Below are 16096 nucleotides of genomic sequence, written 5' to 3'. Positions count from 1 at the left end.
CGCCATGGGATGTCAACCAGTATGCAGGGATGAAAGTCACCAAGACTTCAGGCGAGTTGCCTGATTTATCTTGATATGAACTGGATTCCACTCACGCAAACATGCCATGTCTTGTGGGTGCTTCACGGTCAGTGCGCGCCGTCGGGTGGCGGCGATTGATGGGATGGATACTCCTGTGCGGGCACGCCTCACCCTCGCAGGTGACTCCGCGAGCTGATATTTCCCCATGACTTCGTACAGAGGACTGGACAGGCTCCCGGGACGCCTCTATAAACATCCCATCTCTACTGCGCGGCGATACACGGATGTCGTCGAGGCGAAACATCTCCCGCTACGGGACCGGCGCGAGGAAGCACCGATGAGACTCAGAACCGCCCTCTGTTCCGCCGTCTCCACCCTGTCCGCACTGGCCTTGCTCAGTGCGTGCGACAGCGGTTCCAGCACGTCGGCGTCGGCGGGTGACACGCCGCTGGTCGGCGTCGACTACCCGCGCTCCGACACCGACTTCTGGAACTCCTACATCAAGTACACGCCGGAATACGGCAAGCAGCTCGGCCTCTCGCTCAAGACCACCAACTCGCAGAACGACGTCGCCAAACTCACCGCCAACGCGCAGACGTTCATCAGCCAGGGCGTCAAGGGCATCGCGATGGCTCCGCAGGACACCGCCGCCATCGCGCCCACCCTGGCGCAGTTGGAGTCGAAGAAGATCCCGGTCGTCACCGTGGACACCCGCCCCGACACCGGCAAGGTGTTCATGGTCGTGCGCGCCGACAACCGCGCCTATGGCGAGAAGGCCTGCCAGTACCTCGGCACCAAGCTCGGCGGCAAGGGCAAGGTCGTGATGCTGGAAGGCGGTCTCGACTCCATCAACGGCCGTGACCGCACGGAGGCGTTCAACGCCTGCATGAAGAAGAACTACCCCGGCATCAAGGTGTTCGGCGAGGCCACCAACTGGGACGGCGCGGTCGCCGCACAGAAGCTGCAGACCGACCTGACCGCCAACCCGGGCATCAAGGGCATCTACATGGAGTCCAGTTTCGCCCTGTCCGGCACGCTCCAAGTCCTCAAGCAGAAGAGCCTGTTGGTCGACCCGAAGGACAAGAAGCACGTCTTCGTCGTCTCCAACGACGGCATCCCCGAAGAGCTGAAGTCCATCGCCGCCGGGAAGATCGACGCCACGGTCTCCCAGCCCGCCGACCTCTACGCCAAGTACGCCCTGTACTACCTCAAGGCCGCGATCGACGGGAAGACCTTCAAGCCCGGCAAGACCGACCACGACAGCACCATCATCCAGGTCCGCGACGGCGTCCTCGAGGACCAGCTCTCCGCCCCGCTCGTCACCGTCGACGGCGCCACCTACGGCGGCGTGCCCAGCGTCAAGAGCGACGACAAGGCGCTGTGGGGCAACAACCTCGGCTGATCCCTCCTCCGCAACGCGACGGCTCACCGGAGCGACGGCTCACGAGAACAACGGCTCAACAGAACAACGGCTTTACAGAGCAACGGCTCACGAGGACAAGGCGGTTGAGATGAGCGACGGGGAGCGAGCAGACACCCCCGCGCCCGCCCCGGCGGACGACGGACGGGTCTCCTCCGACCCGCCCGTCGTCGAGGCGACGGGCATAGTCAAACGATTCGGTCCGACGGTGGCCCTCAACGGCGCCCGGATCACCATCAGGCCCGGCGAGACCCACGCGCTCGTCGGCCGCAACGGAGCCGGCAAGTCGACCCTGGTGTCGGTCCTCACCGGCCTCCAGGCCCCCGACGAGGGGGCGGTCACCTTCGGCGGCGAGCCCGCCCCCCGCCCCGCCGACCGGGACGCCTGGCGGCGGCGCGTGGCCTGTGTCTACCAGAAGTCCACGATCATCCCCACGCTGACCGTCGCCGAGAACCTCTTCCTGCACCGGCACGACCACGGACGCAGTCGGCTCATCAGCTGGCAGGCCACCCGTCGCCGCGCCCGGGAACTGCTGGCGACCTGGTCGGTGGACGTCGACCCCAACGTCCCCGCGAGTGAACTGAACGTCGAACAGCGGCAGTTCGTCGAGATCGCCCGCGCGCTGTCCTTCGGCGCTCGGTTCATCATCCTTGACGAGCCGACGGCCCAGCTCGACGGAGCTGCCATCAACCGGCTCTTCGACCGTATCCGCGACCTGCAACGCCAGGGCGTGACGTTCCTGTTCATCAGTCACCATCTTCAGGAGGTCTACGAGATCTGCGACATGGTGACGGTCTTCCGCGACGCCCGGCACATCATCACGGCGCCGGTGGCGGAACTCCCTCGCGCCGATCTGGTCGCCGCGATGACCGGTGAGGCGGCGGCCGACCGGCAAGGTGAACGGGCGAGCACCTTCACTCCCGGCGCCACGGCCGCACTGAGCGTCCGTGCTCTGCGGGGCGATGCGTACGACGAGGTCAGCTTCCAGGTCGGGGCCGGCGAGATCGTCGGCCTCGCAGGCGCCGCCGGCAGCGGGCGCACCGAGGTCGCCGAGACCGTCGTAGGGCTGCGGGCGGCAGCGGCGGGCGAGGTGGAGATCACCGGGAGGCGGCCCCGGCCGGGCAGTGTGCCTGCGGCGCTCGCGGCCGGCGCCGGGTTCGTCCCGCAGGACCGGCACCACCAGGGCTTCGTTCCCGACATGTCGATCGCGGACAACGCCACACTGTCCGTGCCGAAGCGCCTCGGCTCGAACGGGTTCCTGAGCCACGGCCGCAGGGACCGGCTCGCCGAGGGCATGATCGAGAAACTGGCGATCAAGACTCCCGGGCCCGACCTGCCCGTCTCCGCCCTGTCCGGAGGCAACCAGCAGAAGGTCGTCATGGCCCGCGCCCTGGCCGACGACCCCCGACTGCTCGTGCTCATCAACCCGACCGCGGGCGTGGACGTGCGCTCCAAGGAGTTCCTCCTCGGCAAGGTCGAGGAGACCGCGCAGACCGGCACCGGAGTGCTCATCGCCTCCGACGAACTCGACGACCTGCGCATGTGTGACCGGGTCCTGGTGATGTTCCAGGGCCGTGTGACCTCAGAGATCGCCCGCGGCTGGCACGACCACGACCTCGTGGCCGCGATGGAAGGAGTGGCCCTCAATGCCTGAAACCGTCCTCGCGGACGCCCCCGCCCCAGCGGAACCGGGACCGCAGACGAAGCGGATCGCGCTGCTCGGCGGCCGGATACCCCTGGCCCGGCTGCGCGACCTCGCGCTCGTCCCGGCGATCGTGGTCATCGCGATCGTCGGCCAGATCGTCAACCCGGTCTTCCTGCAGACCGACAACCTCATCAACGTCCTGCAGACGATGTCCGAGATGGCGCTGCTGGTCCTCGCCCAGGCGATGATTCTGATCGTCAAGAAGATGGACCTGTCCCTCGAGTCAACCATGGGCCTCGCGCCCGGTGTCGCGGCCTGGCTGGTGGTGCCGACCGGCGCGGGACACGGCCTCGGGCTGCTGCCCGGCGCCTGGTCGATTCCCGTCACGCTCGCCGTGGGCGCACTGGTCGGCGTGATCAACTCCCTGCTGATCATCCGCTTCGGCCTCAACGGCTTCATCGTCACCCTCGGCATGCTGATCGTGCTGCGCGGCGTCCTCACGGGCATCTCCGGCGGCCAGACCTTCTTCCAGCTGCCCGAGTCGATGCTCTACCTGGGCACCACCGAATGGTTCGGGATGCCGGCCTCCATCTGGATCTGCCTGGTGCTGTTCGCCGTCGCGATCGTCGTGCTCGGCTGGACCAGTTTCGGCCGCTCGCTGTACGCCATCGGCGGCAACGTCGACGCCGCGAAGGCGGCCGGCATCCGCACCGACCGGGTGCTGTGGATCGTCATCGTCGCCGGCAGCGTCCTCGCCGCACTCGCCGGTCTGCTGCTCTCCGGACGCCTGGCCTCCGTCGCCTCCGCGCAGGGCAACGGCTACATCTTCACCGTCTTCGCCGCCGCCGTCATCGGCGGGATCAGCCTCAACGGCGGCAAGGGCACCATGTTCGGGGCGTTCTGCGGCATCCTGCTGCTCTTCATGATCCAGAACGTGCTCACCCTGGGCGGTGTCCCCGCGCAGTGGATCGGCGCCCTCAACGGTCTGATCATCCTGGTCGCCCTCGCCATCTCGCGCATCACCGGCGGCAAGGTCCAGGAGTGACCCGCGCGGCCGTCGCCGCCGGGCCTCCCACAACCGCCTCATTCTTCCGTCGCAGCGCGGCCGTGTGCCCCGCTTGCTCCTCAGGAGTTGCCGCAATGTCCTCCGCCGTGCCCGCATCCGCCCGCATCGCCGCCCTGGACGTCCTCGACGTACGTTTCCCGACGTCCGAGCACCTGGACGGGTCGGACGCGATGAACCCCGAACCCGACTACTCCGCCGCCTATGTCGTCCTGCGCACCGACTCCACCGACGGACTGGAGGGCCACGCCCTCGCCTTCACCACCGGACGCGGCAACGACGTTCAGGCCGCCGCCATCGCGGCCCTCGCCCCGCACGTGGTCGGCCTGTCCGTCGAGGAGGTCTGCTCCGACCTCGGCGCCTTCTCCCGCTCCCTGGTCCACGATCCCCAACTGCGCTGGCTGGGTCCGGAGAAGGGCGCCATCCACATGGCGACCGGCGCGGTCGTCAACGCTGCCTGGGACCTGGCCGCCAAACGCGCGGGCAAGCCTGTGTGGCGGTTCCTCGGCGAGATGTCGCCGGAGGAGCTGGTCGCCCAGGTCGACTTCCGCTGGCTCAGCGACGCCCTCACCCCCGAGGAGGCGCTGGACATCCTGCGCCGCGCCGAACCCGGCCGCGAACAGCGCATCGGCGACCTGCTCGACCGGGGTTACCCCGCCTACACCACCACCCCCGGCTGGCTCGGCTACTCCGACGAGAAACTGGCCCGCCTGGCCCGCGAGGCGGTCGCCGACGGCTTCACCCAGATCAAGCTGAAGGTCGGCGCGGACCTGGAGGACGACGTACGCCGCATGCGCACCGCCCGCGAAACGGTCGGCGCGGACATCCGCATCGCCGTCGACGCGAACCAGAGATGGGACATCCAGCCCGCCATCGACTGGATGCGCGCCCTGGCCCCCTACCAGCCCTACTGGATCGAGGAACCGACCTCACCCGACGACATCCTCGGCCACGCCACCGTGCGCCAGGCCGTCGCCCCCATCAAGGTCGCCACCGGCGAGCACATCGCCAACCGGGTCGTCTTCAAGCAACTCCTCCAGGCCGGCGCGGTGGACATCGTGCAGATCGACTCCGCACGGGTCGGCGGAGTCAACGAGAACATCGCGATCCTGCTGCTCGCCGCCAAGTTCGGCATCCCCGTCTGCCCGCACGCCGGCGGCGTCGGCCTGTGCGAGATGGTCCAGCACCTGTCGATGTTCGACTACGTCGCCGTCTCCGGCACCACCGAGGACCGTGTCATCGAGTACGTCGATCACCTGCACGAGCACTTCATCGACCCGGTGCGCATTGTCGACGGCCACTACCTGGCCCCGACGCTGCCGGGGCTGAGCGCGCAGATGCACTCCGAATCCGTCAAGGAGTACACCTATCCCGACGGCCCCGTCTGGACCGCCCGTGTCTGACGGCCAGGCTCTCGTCGACGCCCACCACCACGTCTGGGACCTGGACGTTCGGCCGCAGCCCTGGCTGGACGAACCCGGCCACGAGCCGATCCGCCGCAGTTTCGGCTCGCACACCCTGCGCTCGGCCGCGACCCTGCCGATCGCCGGACGGCGGCTGACGAGCACGGTGGTCGTCCAGTGCGTCACGTCCGTGCCCGAGACCCGCGACCTCCTCGCCCTGGCCGACAACGACCCGCTGATCGGCGCGGTTGTCGGCTGGGCGGACCTGACATCCCCCGCGATCGGCGACGTCCTCGACGACCTGCGGACAGCGTCCGGCGGCCGGTACCTGAGGACCGTACGCCACATCGTGCAGGGGGAGTCGGAGCCGCAATGGCTCCAACGACCGGACGTCGAGCGTGGGTTGCGAGCGGTCGAAGAACGCGGGCTCGGATACGACGTGCTGATCCGCAGCCACCAGTTCCCGCAGGCGATCTGTCTCGCGGAGCGGTTCCCGGAGCTGCCGCTCGTCCTGGACCATGCGGGCAAGCCGCCCCTCGCACGGCGAGAACTGAGCGACTGGGCACGGCAGATACGGGCCCTGGCCGGGCATGCCCAGGTCCGTTGCAAGGTGTCGGGCCTGGTCACAGAGGCCGACCACGAGAAGTGGACCGTCGACGACATCCGCCCGGTGTGGGACGTCCTGCTCTCCGCCTTCGGCCCCAACCGGCTGATGTTCGGCTCCGACTGGCCGGTCTGCGTCCTCGCCGGCGGCTGGAACCGCTGGGCCGCCGCCGTCGAGGAACTCCTGGACGGCTGCTCCCGCCCCGAGATCCACGCGGTCCTGGCCGGCACCGCCACGTCCTTCTACCACCTGACCCCTGCCCCGACGAAGGAGGGGACACCGTGCTCCTGACGGAACTGCTGCACCCCGGCATCCTCGAAGCCCTGGCCGGAGCAGGCCACGGCGCCCGCGTACTCCTGGCCGACGGCCACTACCCCGCGAGCACGGCCACCGGCGACCGCGCCAGGACCGTGCATCTCAACCTGGCTCCCGGTCTGCTCGACGTCACCACGGTGCTCGACGTCCTGCTGCGCGCCCTGCCCGTCGAGGTAGCCCACGTGATGGTGCCGCCCGAGGGCGAACCGGAGCCGCCGGCCATCGCCGAGTACCGCGCGAAGCTGGCACCGGTCCCGGTCGACACACTCGGCCGCTTCGAGTTCTACGACGCCGCCCGCTCGCCCGACCTGGCGCTGGCGATCGTTACCGCCGACACCCGTACCTACGCCAACCTGCTGCTGACCATTGGTGTCCGCGCTGAAGGGACCCTGACGACACGATGACTCTTGCCGTCCGTTACGTTTCCGCCCGCACGCTGGACACGGCTCCCGCCGAACCCTCCTCTCCCGGTCCGGGTGAGGTGGAGCTGGCTCCCGCCTTTGTCGGTATCTGCGGCACCGATCTGCACATCTTCCACGGCGACATGGACGCCCGGGTCGCCGCGCCCGCCGTCCTGGGGCACGAGATGTCCGGCCGCGTCGTTCGCGTCGGTCCGGGTGTGGAAGGCTGGCAGCCCGGTGACGCGGTCACGGTGATGCCGCTGCGCTGGGACGACACCTGCCCGGCCTGCCGTGCGGGCCATCAGCACATCTGCCAGCACCTGGACTTCATCGGCATCGACTCCCCAGGTGCGATGCAGCAGCGCTGGACGGTGCCCGCCTCGACGTTGATCCGGCTGCCGGAGTCGCTCGCCCTGGACCGGGCCGCGCTCGTCGAGCCGACGGCGGTGGCCGTGCACGATGTGGGCCGGGCGAAGGTCGTCGAGGGCGAGAAGGTCGTGGTGGTCGGTGGCGGGCCGGTCGGCATCCTGATCGCGTTGGTCGCGAGGGCCGCGGGCGCCGAGGTCCGGGTGGTGGAGCTGAGCGCGCACCGTCGGCTGCTGGCCGAGGAGTTGAGGTTGACGGCGTGGAACCCGGCCGACGAGGACGTGCCGGATCTGGTGCGGCAGTGGACCGGCGACGCGGGCGCGGACGTCGCCTTCGAGGTGTCCGGCGCGGCGGCCGGCGTGGACACGGCAGTGGACGTCCTCGGGGTGCGAGGCCGGTTGTGCCTCGTCGCCATCCACCCCCGCCCCCGCGAGGTGAACCTGCACCGCTTCTTCTGGCGCGAACTCAGTCTCATCGGTGCCCGGTTGTACGACCGCGGCGACTTCGAGGAGGCGGTGGCCCTGGTGGCGGACGGCACGATCCCGGCCGAGCGGCTGATCAGCAAGGTCGTCCCGCTCGCGCAGGCGCCCGCCGCGTTCGAGGCCTTGGAGGGCGGCGGTGACGTGATGAAGATCCTCGTGGACTGCACCGACGACGCCCAGGGAGTGGCCGTATGACCTCCTTCGACCTCACCGGCAAGCTCGCCGTCGTCACCGGGGCTCGGCGCGGCATCGGCCGGGCCATGGCCCGGGCGCTGGCCGAGGCCGGCGCCGACATCATCGGCGTCAGTGCCGGTATGGAGGCATCCGGCAGCGCGGTGGAGAAGGACGTCCTCGCTGCCGGGCGCACGTTCGAGGCGATCCGTACCGACTTCGCCGACCCCGAAGCCGTCCGGGCTCTGGGGGTGGACCTGGCCGGACGGGAGCGGCCGGTGGACATCCTGGTCAACAACGCGGGCACCATCCGCCGCGCCCCGGCCGTCGAACACACGGATGCGGACTGGGCGTTGGTGCTCCAGGTCAACCTGAGTGCGCAGTTCGCACTGAGCCGGGCGGTCGGCGGGTCGATGGTGGCCCGCGGCCAGGGGAAGGTCATCTTCACGGCGTCGCTGCTCAGTTTCCAGGGCGGCATCACCGTCCCCGGCTACACCGCCGCCAAGCACGGCATCGCCGGACTGACCAAGGCGCTGGCCAACGAATGGGCCCCGCACGGCGTCAACGTCAACGCCCTCGCGCCCGGCTACATCGCCACCGACAACACCCAGGCCCTCCAGGACGACCCGGCCCGCAGCCAAGCCATCCTGGATCGCATCCCCGCCGGACGCTGGGGCAACCCCGACGACCTCGCCGGCGCCACCGTCTTCCTCGCCTCCGACGCCGCCGCCTACCTCCACGGCATCACCCTGCCCATCGACGGCGGATGGCTCGGCCGATGACCACCGCCACCGACCTGGCCTCCGTGCTGGCGGGGGCCCGTCTCCTGCCCGTGCTGACCGTGCCCTCCACGGGCATGGCCCGCCCCCTGACCGACGCCCTCACCGCGGGTGGTGCCCGGTGCGCCGAGGTCACCTTCCGTACGCCGGGCGCCGAGCGAGTGCTCAAGGAGATGGCCGCCCACGGTGGGCTGGCCGTCGGTGCCGGCACGGTGATCACGCCCAGGCAGGCGGAGCGGGCCGTGGAGGCCGGGGCCCGCTTCGTGGTCTCGCCCGGTTTCGACGAGGAGGTCGTCGCGAAGTGCCGGGAACTCGGGGTGCCCATGGTGCCCGGCGTCGCCACCGCCACCGAGCTGATGCGCGCCCTGCGCGGCGGCCTCGACACCGTCAAGCTCTTCCCCGCCGAGCCGCTCGGCGGCCTACGGATGCTGCGCGCGCTCACGGCCCCCTTCCCCGGGATGCGCTTCGTACCGACCGGCGGGATCGACGCTTCCCGCATGGCCGCCTACCTCGCCGACCCGGCGGTCCTCGCCGTCGGCGGCAGCTGGATGGCCACCGCGATTCACCTGGAGCGCGGCGACTACGAGTCCATCCGCCGACTGACCGCCGAGGCCCTCGAGGCCGTTGAGGCCGTCGAGAGGAGCATGACGTGATCGACGTGGTGGCGCTCGGCGAGGTGATGCTGCGCTTCGATCCGGGCGAGGGCCGGATCCGGACCGCCCGCTCCTTCCAGGTGTGGGAGGGCGGCGGTGAGTACAACGTCGTCCGCGGACTGCGACGCTGCTTCGGCCTGCGGGCGGCGGTCGTGACCGCTTTGGCCGACAACGCGGTGGGCCGGCTCGTCGAGGATCTGATCCTCCAGGGCGGCGTCGGCACCTCGATGATCCGCTGGGTCCCCGACGACGGCATCGGCCGTACCGCCCGCAACGGGCTGAACTTCGTCGAACGCGGCTACGGCATCCGCGGCGCAACGGGCGTCAGCGACCGCGCGCACACTGCCGTGTCCCAGCTGCGCAAGGGGGACGTCGACTGGGACAACGTGTTCTCGGGCGGAGCGCGCTGGTTCCACACCGGCGGCATCTTCGCCGGCCTGTCCGACAGCACGCTGGATGTCGCGGACGAGGCCATGGCCGCGGCGCGCCGCCATGGGGTCACGGTCTCCTACGACCCCAACTACCGTCCCAGCCTCTGGGCCGGCCGGGGCGGCGCCGACGCCGCCCACGAGGCCGACCTGCGGCTCGCTCGGCAGGCCGACGTAGTGGTGGGAGCCCTGGGTCTGGCCGGCACGCATCCGGGGCAGGTGCGCATCGGGGCCGACGAGGCTGCGGACGCGCTCGCCGAGGTGGCCGGCCTGCTGCCCGAGGTGAGAGTACTGGCGACGACGCTGCGCGAGGTCCCCTCGGCCGGGGTCAACGACTGGTCCTCGGCCGGCTGGTCCGCCGAAACAGGCTTCGTCACCGGCCCCCGGATGCCCGGGCTGCAGGTTCTGGACCGCATCGGCTCCGGCGACGCCTTCGCCGCCGGCCTGATCCACGGACTGCTCGGCGACACCGGCCTGGAGCGCGCCCTGGCCTACGGCACCGCCCACGGCGCCCTCGTGATGACCACGCCCGGCGATGTCTCCATGGCCTCGCTCGCCGAGGTCGAGGCGCTCATCGCGGGCGGGTCGGCCCACGTCAGACGCTGACCGGCGTCCTCATCGCACGTAACCCAGGAGCACGACTTGCACCAGCGGAAGATCCAGAACACGTCCGTCTCCCTCACCGGGCTCGGCTTCGGGGCGTCTGTGATCGGCAACCTCTACCGCGTCACCCCCGTCGACGACGCGACAGCCGCTGTCGATGCGGCGTGGGATGCCGGGATTCGGTACTTCGATACCGCCCCGCATTACGGTCTCGGTCTGTCCGAGCGTCGTCTGGGCGTCGCCCTACGAGATCGCCCGCGTGCCGAGTACGTCATCTCCTCCAAGGTGGGCAGGCTGCTGGTGCCCAACGAGGAACCGCGCGGCGTCGACACCGAGGGCTTCGTCGTACGGGACGACCTGCGCCGGCAGTGGGACTTCAGCCGGGACGGCATGCTCCGCTCCATCGAGGACACGCTGAAGCGCACCGGTCTGGACCGGCTGGACATCGTCTACCTGCACGATCCGGACGCCCACTGGCGGCAGGCGGCCGAGGAGGCCATGCCCACGCTCGCGGAGTTGCGCGGCCAGGGTGTGATCGGCGCGATCGGCGCCGGCATGAACCAGTCGGCGATGCTCGCCCGCTTCCTGCGCGAGACCGCCGCCGACGTGGTCATGCTCGCCGGCCGCTACACCCTCCTCGACCAGTCCGCACTGGACGACGTCCTTCCCGCAGCGTACGAACTCGGCAAGAGCGTCGTCGCGGTGGGTGTCTTCAACTCGGGCCTGCTCTCCGGCGACCGGCCCACCGAGGGCATGAGGTACGACTACCAGGACGCCCCGCCGGCCCTGGTGAGCCGGGCTCGGGCGATCGCCGAGGTCTGTGCAGGCCACGGGACCACTCTGCCCGCCGCCGCGATCGCCTTCCCGTACACGCATCCCAGTATCATCAACGTCACCCTCGGCATGCGGACTGCGGAACAGGTCGGACGAAACGTGGAACTCCATGATCAGCAAGTCCCGGACGGCCTCTGGAACGATCTCCGCGCCCAGGGGCTGATCAGGTCGGACGTGCTCACGGGGCACGGTGGGGGGAGGGATGAGCGGTGTCTCTAACGGACAAGGCTATTGAGGAGATCCGTGAGCTGATCCGGTCCGGTGCCCTGCCTCCGGGCTCGAAGCTTCCACCGGAGCCGGACCTGGCCGCCCAGCTGGGACTGTCCCGCAACCTCGCCCGCGAAGCGGTCAAGGCGCTGGCCGTCGCGCGGGTCCTGGAGGTCCGGCGGGGCGACGGCACGTATGTGACCAGCCTCCAGCCGAGCCTGCTGCTGGAGGGGCTCGGCGGCGCGGTGGAACTGCTGCAGGGCGACTCGGTCGCCCTGCAGGACCTCATGGAGGTACGGCGGCTCCTCGAACCGATCGCCACGGCTCTTGCCGCCACCCGGATCTCCGACGCTCAACTGGCCGAAGTGAAGCGGCACTTGGACGCCATGCGCGAGGCCCGCGACGACGTCGGACAGCTCAACGCCCACGACGCCGCCTTCCACCGCGCGGTCGTCTCGGCCACGGGCAACGAGACCCTCCTCACCCTCCTGGAAGGGATCTCCGGCCGCACCCTGCGCGCCCGTATCTGGCGCGGTCTGGTCGACGACAAGGCCGCGGGCCGCACTCTCGCCGAGCACGAGGCGATCTTCAACGCGCTGTCCACCCGTGACTCCGCCCTCAGCCAGGCCGCCGCACTGCTGCACGTGAGCAACACCGAGCAGTGGCTGAGGGAACACCTGCGCTCCGGCGAACCCCTCCCCTTCGGAACGACAGCGCGAAAGTGACGGGCGGGCTGCTCGTCCACGGCGGAGGCGAGCGCCCCGCTTTCCAGGACGCGGCAGGCGTCCGGTGCCGGGTCATGGTCTGCCAGAAGAACCGGGCGGCGTCCCGTAGGCTGTGGTCGCCGCCGACCTCGCCGAGTGCGGAGCATGGCTTCGTGCGTGTCGTCGTCCATCCCCGCCGTCACCTGGTCCCACCAGTCGGCCAGCCGTCGTCAGGCGGTCAGCGCCAGGTCGGAACGGGAGTGCCGGTGGGCGTCCAGCAGGTCGGCGGAGAGCTTGTGCAGGTTGTACCACGGCACCCAGGCACCACCGAGCTCGAGCGCGCCCCGCTCCACCTGGCCCCCCGACGTAGCCTGCGCCCAGTGCGTCCTGGCTCTCGACGACGCCCTGAACCGCATGTTCGACCATGGCTCTTGGCCGAGGGTCGTCCGTCACCGCGCTCATGAGGGCGGCGCCCGACAGTGCGTGCCGACGGAACGCGGCCGGACATCTCGTGGCCCAGAACGGCCGGCGCGGCGACCCGGGCATCCATGTCGCCGTGGAAGATGTGCAGATCGGTACCGCAGATCCCCACGTAGGCGGGCACCAGCAACACCTCCCCGGGACCGGGCTCGGAGAACTCGACCGGAGCCGTCTCCAGCGTTCGGGCGGTCATGCATCGAACAGCAAGCGTCATCGTGATCCCAAGTCCCGTTCAGTACGAGTGAGGCGGTAGAAGGTGGTCGCGGTGCCCGCGAGAATCGCCGAGGTCTCGTCGGCGGAACATCCGTCGAGCAGTTCGTCCACCGTGGCAGCCCAGCGGTTCCAGCCTCCCGCGAGATTCGCCACCGGCCAGTCCGAGCCGAACATCAGGCGGTCGGGGCCGAAGGCGGAGAGCAGGACGTCCCACGCCGGGCGGATGTCGTCGACGGTCCACCTCTCGTGGTCCGCCTCGGTGATCAGCCCCGACACCTTGCACACCACCTGCGGGTGTGCGGCCAGCAGGCGCAACTGGCGTTCCCAGTCGGCGAGTTCGCCGTCGGCGATCGACGGCTTGCCGGCGTGGTCGAGCACCTGGGGCAGGTCCGGGAACCGCTCGGCCAGCCGGGTCGCCTGGTCGAGCTGGTGGCTGCGGACGAGCACGTCGTAGCAGAGCCCGCGGTCCCGGGCTGCCGTTAACCCGCGTTCGACATCTGGGCGTTGCAGCCATTCCGGATCCGTCTCGCCCTGCACGAGGTGACGCAGGGACCGCAGATAGGTACCGCCCGGCCCGGCGAGCAATCGGTCGAGCAGGTCGCCGATCCCCGGGGACGTCAGGTCCGCCCAGCCGACCACGGCCCCGATCAGCGGCTCCCGCTCCGCGAGGGCGAGGAGGTCCTCCGTCTCGGGCACGTCCGGCACGCACTGCACGGCCACCGTGCTGTGCAGACGGCGACCCGCGATGGGCCGGGTGGCGGTGGCACGCAGGTCGTCGGGGGAGAAGGTGCGGCGGATCGTCGCCAGCGCAGGATCGTCGAGCCAGGGTTGCGGACGCTCGGCGAGGTCCCACAGATGGTGGTGGGCGTCGATGAGAACGGGGGCGGTGATGGCGTTCATGACAGGGGCCGAGCGGGCGGGCTCAGGTGCCAGATCTCGGGGAGTTCCGTCCACTGGCGTGAATCGCCCCGGTGGGGCAAGGGCTCCTGGCAGGGATCGGTGAGTTTCCACCAGTCCTGGGTCACGGGGTCGGCTTCGAGTGCCGCCATGTCGGCCTCGAAGTCGTCGCCGTGGTACTCGAAGTAGGCGAACAGGACGTCACCGTGGAGGAAGATGCTGTAGTTGCGGATGTGTGCCCGGTGCAGGGCGGCTTCGACTCCGGGCCAGACGGCGGAGTGGAGTTCGAGGTACTCCGCGCGGCGTTCGGGCCGCAGCCCGATGGTCTGGGCGATGCGCTTCATCACACACGCTCCTGGGAGGTGAAGGGTGTCCGGTAGCTGGGTGTGTTGGCGCGCAGCCGCAGGCGCAGAGTGAGCTTGACGCGGCTGGAGGCCGGCAGCCGGACCGTCAAGAAGGCGCTGTCGCAGACCTGCTCCGACTCGGTGACGACGGGCTCGGTGTGGCCGTAGTCGTACATGTCCCCGATCCACGTGTCGTCCGCGCAGGTCGTGTACCGGACGGCGGTGATGGTGTGCTCGGCGAAGGCGCCGGCCTGCACGGTCACCGTGCGCGTGGACTCGGGGGAGAGGTTGACGAGTTCGACTGTGGTCGCCTCGGGGTCGATGGAGGTAACCAGGGCGGCCACGTCCGGCGGCAGGCCGGCTCGGCGGGCCTCGGCGTCGTGGTAGCGCAGCCGGGCCTGCTGAAGGCCACCGTTGTAGAGCACCTGGGGGCCGCCCCAGGTCAGCTGGACGAGGGCTTCGGTGACGACGGGGTTGGACTGCTGCCACACGTGGATGTCGGCCTCGGGCACGTCCAGGTCGCGGTAGCGCTCGATGCGCCGCAGACGGTGGCGGACCTGGGCCTGGGCGGTGGCGAGGATCCGCTCGGGGTAGTCGGGGTCGTCGCCGGCGAGGAAGGCGAACCATGCCTTCTCGTGCCCGGATTCCTCCTTGGCGCGGAACGGCCGGACGGTGCGCCAGTCGATGCCGTCGGCCTCTCGCAGCCCCTCCAGCCGGGCGCGGTCGGCCTCGGAGGCCGTGTGGTGCCACAGGGCTACCGGGACCGGCGGCGTGGCCGGGTTGTAGTCGAACCAGCCGGCATCCTTGTGCCGGAAGGGGAGGTGAAGAGTGGGTGTGTGGATGTCGGGGCCGAGTTCGACCGCCCACTTGGAGGGGAGACTGGAGTCCGCTTCGGTGTGGGGCATCACCTTGCCGCGGCCGATGAGGGTGTCCAGTGAGGTGGCGACCATGGAGAGGTAATCGTCGTCCCCGGTGACCGTGGCCGCTGCCAGCGCCGCCACACAGGCCGCGTGGCCCACGCTGTGCCAGCCGTGCGGCCAGGACCAGCCGTAGTGGCCGCCGTACCAGCGGCCTTCCAGCAGGCTGCCGACGACGCCGTCCGGGCCGACGTTGTCCGGGATGAGACCGCCGTTCGCCTCGGTGCGCTCCCGCCACGCGCCGACATACTCGACGATCCAGTCGCGGTAGCGGTCCTCGCCGGACAGGATCCAGGCGTTCAGGACCAGCCCGGCCGCGGCGAGGTTGACCGCGGTGTCTCCGACGCCCGTCCGGTCCCGCATCTGTGCGCCGAGGCGCGGGTCCGCGGAGAGCGGGTGGGGGCCGTCGGCGGCCTCGGGGATCCAGTCGAGCGGGAAGCCGTACATCTGCGCTTCCTTCTCCAGCCAGGGATAGACGTCACCGTCGAACAGGCCCGTGCGGTCGGGGTCGCTGCCGTTGTGCGCGCGGTTGATGACGCGATGCTCGGGGTCGTAGTTGCCCTTCGCCGGGTCGACGTACAACTCGGCGAAGCGCAAGGCGCGTTCGGACCAGCGGTCGGGGGCGGCCATGCTGAGGAAGTAGAGCAGGAGCAGGCTCTCGCCCTGGTGGAACCAGTCGTAGCCGCGCTCGAACTCGTCGCGAAGCATGCCCAGTTCGGTGAGCTGCAGGGTCACGCCTTCCCAGTGCTTCTCACTGGCGGGCAGCAGATCGTCGGCACCGCCGAGGAGATACAGCTGGGGCCAGTTGAAGAACACCTCGTAGAAGTCGTCCACACCGTCACGGGTGGTCAGCGGGCCGGAGTAGTTCAGCCGTCCGTCCGGACTGGTGAAGTCGTGGGCGAAGCGCCGCCAGGCGTGGTCGAGGAGGTCGAACAGGGACCGCTGGGTCACGGCCCAGCCGGGCGGTTCGAGCAGCGGCACCCCCGCCTCGATCTGGGGTGGCGCGACCGGGTGGTCGCTGGGGGTGTCCTCGGCCGTGGTGCGGTCGGCAGAGCTGAAGGGCATGGGAGATCTCCGTTCGGGCGGGCGGCGGGACGGCGCGCGCCGGGGACGACGGCCGGGACGGGCCGCTATTCCTTCGTGGCG

16 protein-coding genes and 1 pseudogene are annotated in these 16096 nt (G+C 70.1%); 12 read left to right on the top strand and 5 right to left on the bottom strand.

Annotation, left to right across the window (positions count from 1 at the left end; genetic code table 11):
* Positions 1-358 precede the first annotated feature (358 nt).
* The 12 genes from OG798_RS04710 to OG798_RS04655 all read left to right on the top strand — a co-directional run bounded on the left by OG798_RS04710 (position 359) and on the right by OG798_RS04655 (position 12120).
* Complete coding sequence (locus tag OG798_RS04710; protein WP_121417613.1) at positions 359-1423, top strand: sugar ABC transporter substrate-binding protein; 1065 nt, start codon at positions 359-361, stop codon at positions 1421-1423.
* Positions 1424-1532: 109 nt separating this feature from the next.
* A complete protein-coding gene (locus OG798_RS04705; RefSeq protein WP_328756369.1) occupies positions 1533-3095 on the top strand; it encodes a sugar ABC transporter ATP-binding protein in 1563 nt (520 codons plus the stop codon).
* Positions 3088-4131 (top strand): ABC transporter permease, encoded by a 1044-nt coding sequence (locus OG798_RS04700; protein ID WP_121417615.1) that lies wholly within the window; start codon positions 3088-3090, stop codon positions 4129-4131. The genes OG798_RS04705 and OG798_RS04700 overlap by 8 nt, the downstream gene beginning before the upstream one ends.
* Positions 4132-4226: 95 nt before the next feature.
* Complete coding sequence (locus OG798_RS04695; RefSeq protein ID WP_328756368.1) at positions 4227-5552, top strand: L-fuconate dehydratase; 1326 nt, start codon at positions 4227-4229, stop codon at positions 5550-5552.
* On the top strand, positions 5545-6447 hold the full coding sequence (locus OG798_RS04690; protein WP_328756367.1) for an amidohydrolase family protein: 903 nt from the start codon (positions 5545-5547) through the stop codon (positions 6445-6447). Before OG798_RS04695 ends, OG798_RS04690 begins: the two co-directional genes overlap by 8 nt.
* Positions 6438-6875: an RbsD/FucU domain-containing protein gene (locus tag OG798_RS04685; protein WP_121417618.1), complete on the top strand. Its 438-nt coding sequence runs from the start codon at positions 6438-6440 to the stop codon at positions 6873-6875. The genes OG798_RS04690 and OG798_RS04685 overlap by 10 nt, the downstream gene beginning before the upstream one ends.
* Complete coding sequence (locus tag OG798_RS04680; protein ID WP_267060480.1) at positions 6872-7915, top strand: zinc-dependent alcohol dehydrogenase; 1044 nt, start codon at positions 6872-6874, stop codon at positions 7913-7915. The genes OG798_RS04685 and OG798_RS04680 overlap by 4 nt, the downstream gene beginning before the upstream one ends.
* The gene (locus tag OG798_RS04675) at positions 7912-8673 is read left to right on the top strand and encodes an SDR family oxidoreductase (RefSeq protein WP_267060479.1); all 762 of its coding nucleotides are present in this window, start codon (positions 7912-7914) and stop codon (positions 8671-8673) included. Before OG798_RS04680 ends, OG798_RS04675 begins: the two co-directional genes overlap by 4 nt.
* Positions 8670-9323 carry a bifunctional 4-hydroxy-2-oxoglutarate aldolase/2-dehydro-3-deoxy-phosphogluconate aldolase gene (locus OG798_RS04670; protein ID WP_121417621.1) on the top strand — a complete coding sequence of 218 codons (654 nt, stop codon included), beginning with the start codon at positions 8670-8672 and terminating at the stop codon, positions 9321-9323. Before OG798_RS04675 ends, OG798_RS04670 begins: the two co-directional genes overlap by 4 nt.
* Positions 9320-10357 carry a sugar kinase gene (locus tag OG798_RS04665; RefSeq protein WP_121417622.1) on the top strand — a complete coding sequence of 346 codons (1038 nt, stop codon included), beginning with the start codon at positions 9320-9322 and terminating at the stop codon, positions 10355-10357. The genes OG798_RS04670 and OG798_RS04665 overlap by 4 nt, the downstream gene beginning before the upstream one ends.
* 36 nt (positions 10358-10393) lie before the next feature.
* Positions 10394-11407, top strand: a complete 1014-nt coding sequence (locus tag OG798_RS04660; protein WP_121417623.1) for an aldo/keto reductase — start codon at positions 10394-10396, stop codon at positions 11405-11407.
* On the top strand, positions 11398-12120 hold the full coding sequence (locus OG798_RS04655; protein WP_095856913.1) for a FadR/GntR family transcriptional regulator: 723 nt from the start codon (positions 11398-11400) through the stop codon (positions 12118-12120). The genes OG798_RS04660 and OG798_RS04655 overlap by 10 nt, the downstream gene beginning before the upstream one ends.
* Before the next feature lie 209 nt (positions 12121-12329).
* Here the strand turns inward: OG798_RS04655 and OG798_RS56425 are convergent, their stop codons facing one another.
* From OG798_RS56425 to OG798_RS04635, 5 genes and pseudogenes are all read right to left on the bottom strand, one after another.
* A complete protein-coding gene (locus OG798_RS56425; protein ID WP_443054239.1) occupies positions 12330-12452 on the bottom strand; it encodes a hypothetical protein in 123 nt (40 codons plus the stop codon).
* A gap of 140 nt (positions 12453-12592) precedes the next feature.
* A pseudogene (locus tag OG798_RS56420) lies at positions 12593-12793 on the bottom strand (alcohol dehydrogenase catalytic domain-containing protein); the annotation flags it as partial.
* Positions 12790-13692: an amidohydrolase family protein gene (locus tag OG798_RS04645; RefSeq protein WP_095856924.1), complete on the bottom strand. Its 903-nt coding sequence runs from the start codon at positions 13690-13692 to the stop codon at positions 12790-12792. The pseudogene OG798_RS56420 and the gene OG798_RS04645, both read right to left, overlap by 4 nt.
* Positions 13689-14033, bottom strand: coding sequence for an L-rhamnose mutarotase (locus OG798_RS04640; RefSeq protein WP_095856925.1), 345 nt, complete (start codon positions 14031-14033; stop codon positions 13689-13691). The genes OG798_RS04645 and OG798_RS04640 overlap by 4 nt, the downstream gene beginning before the upstream one ends.
* The gene (locus OG798_RS04635; protein WP_267060476.1) at positions 14033-16015 is read right to left on the bottom strand and encodes a hypothetical protein; all 1983 of its coding nucleotides are present in this window, start codon (positions 16013-16015) and stop codon (positions 14033-14035) included. The genes OG798_RS04640 and OG798_RS04635 overlap by 1 nt, the downstream gene beginning before the upstream one ends.
* Between the last annotated feature and the right edge of the window lie 81 nt (positions 16016-16096).

The organism is Streptomyces sp. NBC_00271 (assembly GCF_036178845.1).
GTDB lineage: Bacteria > Actinomycetota > Actinomycetes > Streptomycetales > Streptomycetaceae > Streptomyces.
This window is presented reverse-complemented; position numbering and strand designations above follow the sequence as displayed.

Excerpts from the sequence above, each read along its gene's own strand:
- OG798_RS04710 (WP_121417613.1), top strand. The coding sequence starts at position 359 with ATGAGACTCAGAACCGCCCTCTGTTCCGCCGTCTCCACCCTGTCCGCA.
- OG798_RS04705 (WP_328756369.1), top strand. The coding sequence starts at position 1,533 with ATGAGCGACGGGGAGCGAGCAGACACCCCCGCGCCCGCCCCGGCGGAC.
- OG798_RS04700 (WP_121417615.1), top strand. The coding sequence starts at position 3,088 with ATGCCTGAAACCGTCCTCGCGGACGCCCCCGCCCCAGCGGAACCGGGA.
- OG798_RS04695 (WP_328756368.1), top strand. The coding sequence starts at position 4,227 with ATGTCCTCCGCCGTGCCCGCATCCGCCCGCATCGCCGCCCTGGACGTC.
- OG798_RS04680 (WP_267060480.1), top strand. The coding sequence starts at position 6,872 with ATGACTCTTGCCGTCCGTTACGTTTCCGCCCGCACGCTGGACACGGCT.
- OG798_RS04675 (WP_267060479.1), top strand. The coding sequence starts at position 7,912 with ATGACCTCCTTCGACCTCACCGGCAAGCTCGCCGTCGTCACCGGGGCT.
- OG798_RS04670 (WP_121417621.1), top strand. The coding sequence starts at position 8,670 with ATGACCACCGCCACCGACCTGGCCTCCGTGCTGGCGGGGGCCCGTCTC.
- OG798_RS04645 (WP_095856924.1), bottom strand. The coding sequence starts at position 13,692 with ATGAACGCCATCACCGCCCCCGTTCTCATCGACGCCCACCACCATCTG.
- OG798_RS04640 (WP_095856925.1), bottom strand. The coding sequence starts at position 14,033 with ATGAAGCGCATCGCCCAGACCATCGGGCTGCGGCCCGAACGCCGCGCG.
- OG798_RS04635 (WP_267060476.1), bottom strand. The coding sequence starts at position 16,015 with ATGCCCTTCAGCTCTGCCGACCGCACCACGGCCGAGGACACCCCCAGC.